This window comes from Streptomyces sp. CBMA123, from assembly GCF_014596465.1.
GTDB lineage: Bacteria > Actinomycetota > Actinomycetes > Streptomycetales > Streptomycetaceae > Kitasatospora.
In genome coordinates, this window is the sequence record NZ_MECK01000436.1 from 1 (window position 1) to 2285 (window position 2285).

Consider the following 2285-nt stretch of genomic DNA (forward strand, 5'->3'; position numbering starts at 1 on the left):
CGGCGGCGGGTGCGCGAGCCGCGGGCCCGGCTCCAGGGCTGGTACGACCTGGCGCGCACGCCGACCTATCCCGCGCACCGGCCGGCGGTGCAGTTCGACCACGTGCTGGCGGTGGGGGTGCCGCGCGCGGCGGTGGGCCCGGCGGCGGCGCCGCACGCCGGGGTGTCGGACCACCGGCCGTTGCTGGTCCGGGTGTCGCTGTAGGGCGTTACCGGCTGGTCAGGACGCCCGCCTGCTGGGGCAGGTGGGCGAGGGCGGGCGGGGTCGGGTCGTACTGCAGGAGCAGCATGGCCGCGTCGTCGCCGAGTTGGCGGCCGACGTGGCGCACCACGTCCTCGTGCAGGCGCTGCAGGACGTCGGCCGGGCGGCCGTCGGCGCAGCGCGGGAAGCGTTCGGCGAGCGGGTAGAAGGCGCCGGAGCGGTCCCGGGCCTCGATCACCCCGTCGGTGAACAGCAGCACCCGGTCGTCGCCGTGCAGCGGGACCCGGTGCACCGGGGGGCGGACGTCGGCCGGGTCGAGGACGCCCAACGGCGGTACGGTCTCGGCGAGTTCGAGCGGCTGGACGAGGCCGCCGCGCAGCAGCAGCGGCGATGGGTGGCCGCAGTTGACGAGTTCGGCGGTGCCGTCCGGTCCGACCCCGATCAGGACGAGGGTGACGAACTCCTCCTCCACGCCCGGGTGGTCGTTCTCGTGCAGGGCGCGGTCCAGGCTGACCGCCAGCCAGCCGGCCACCCGGTCGAGGGCGGGCTCCTGGTGGGCGGCCTCGCGGAACGCGCCGAGGACGGCGGCGGCGGTCTCGACCGCGCCCAGGCCCTTGCCGCGCACGTCGCCGACCACGGCCCGGACGCCGTGCCGGGTGTTGACGACCTCGTACAGGTCGCCGCCGATCCGGGCGTGGGCGGCGGCGGCCTCGTAGTGGACGGCGGCGCGCACGCTGCCGACCCGCTCCGGGACGGGCCGCAGCAGGACCCTGCGGGCGATCGAGGCGACCAGTTGGGCGTCGGCCAGGGCGCGTTCCTGGCGCAGCCTCAGGGTGGCGCTGACCCAGCCGATCGTGGCGACCAGCAGGATCGCGATGACACTGGCGGCGTGCACGGACTCGCCGAGCGCGTCGCTGCGGAAGGCCATCAGGAAGGCCGCCGCCTCGGTGCCCAGCCCGATGACGAGCGGGTACCAGGTGCGGTGGCTGACCACGGCGGCCAGTGCGGGTACGGCGGTGAGGGCGGGTTCGACCGTCACCTCGGTGCCGCTGAGGTAGTCGAGGGCGACGATCAGCGCCATGCCGATGAAGGGCAGCGCGAGCGCCGTCCTCGGCCAGGTACCGGTCGTGCCCGGAGCGGGTCCCGGGGTCGGCCCGGTGAACCGCTCTCTGATCCATCCGGTCGCGCTCAACTTCGGTCTCTCCAGCAGAAGGCGCCGATGCCGGGGGCACCTGCGGTGATGACTGAGGGTCAGGGAATGCGGGCCTCGCTGGCGGCCGGAATACGGGGTTGACCGGTTACCGACCCCACAATAGGCGCGAAACGTGCACGACGCACAGGTTTCGGGCGTCGGCGCGATGACTCGGGTGCTCTGCGTGACTCATTAGTCACTGTTCCCGATCAGGAGCCGTTCCAACTCTTTTCGGTCGGGAAGTCCTTCCGGTCGGACGATCCGCCCGCTGCGGACGTACAGGAACGACGCCGTGACCTGCTCGGGATCAACGCCCACCTGCTCGGCCCAGGCCAGCCGGTACACCGCGAGCTGCAGCGGGTCGGCGGTCTCCTCCCGGTGGGTCTTCCAGTCCACCACTTCGTAGCGTGACGCACCACCGGATTCCGACACCCCGTCACCGTCCCGGTAGACCGCGTCGATCCGGCCGCGCACCACCCGCCCCGCCAGCACCAGTTGGAACGGCGCCTCCACCCGGTACGGCCGGCGCCGGGCATACGGGGTGCGCAGGAACGCCTCCTTGAGCCGCTCCAGGTCCTGCTCGTCCTCGATGCCGTCGTCGTCGGCGCCGGGCAGCGCGCCGGGCTCGATCAGCAGCAGCGGCTCGATCCGGGACTGCACCCAGGCGTGGAAGCGGGTGCCGCGCCGGGCCGCGGGCTGCGGGGGGCGCGGCATCGGGCGGGCCAGGTCGTGGGCGAAGCCGTCCGGATCGGCGGCCAGCCGCATCAGCTGGGTGGCGGACAGCGCGGCCGGCAGCGGCACCTCGCGGGCGGTGCGCCGGGAGCGCTCCAACTCCCCCAGCAGCGCGGTCAGATCGCGGTCCCAGGAGGCGACCTGGCGCCGGTCCTCGACG

General features: G+C 74.2%; 2 protein-coding genes and 1 pseudogene. 1 reads left to right on the forward strand and 2 read right to left on the reverse strand.

The features are described 5' to 3' along the window. Positions 1-204, forward strand: a pseudogene (locus tag BG452_RS32950) (hypothetical protein); the annotation flags it as partial. A gap of 4 nt (positions 205-208) precedes the next feature. Here the strand turns inward: BG452_RS32950 and BG452_RS32955 are convergent. Further along, complete coding sequence (locus tag BG452_RS32955) at positions 209-1393, reverse strand: PP2C family protein-serine/threonine phosphatase (RefSeq protein WP_188308018.1); 1185 nt, start codon at positions 1391-1393, stop codon at positions 209-211. A gap of 192 nt (positions 1394-1585) precedes the next feature. Continuing rightward, the coding region (locus BG452_RS32960) for a PD-(D/E)XK nuclease family protein (protein ID WP_188308019.1) at positions 1586-2285 on the reverse strand (700 nt) is incomplete at its 5' end.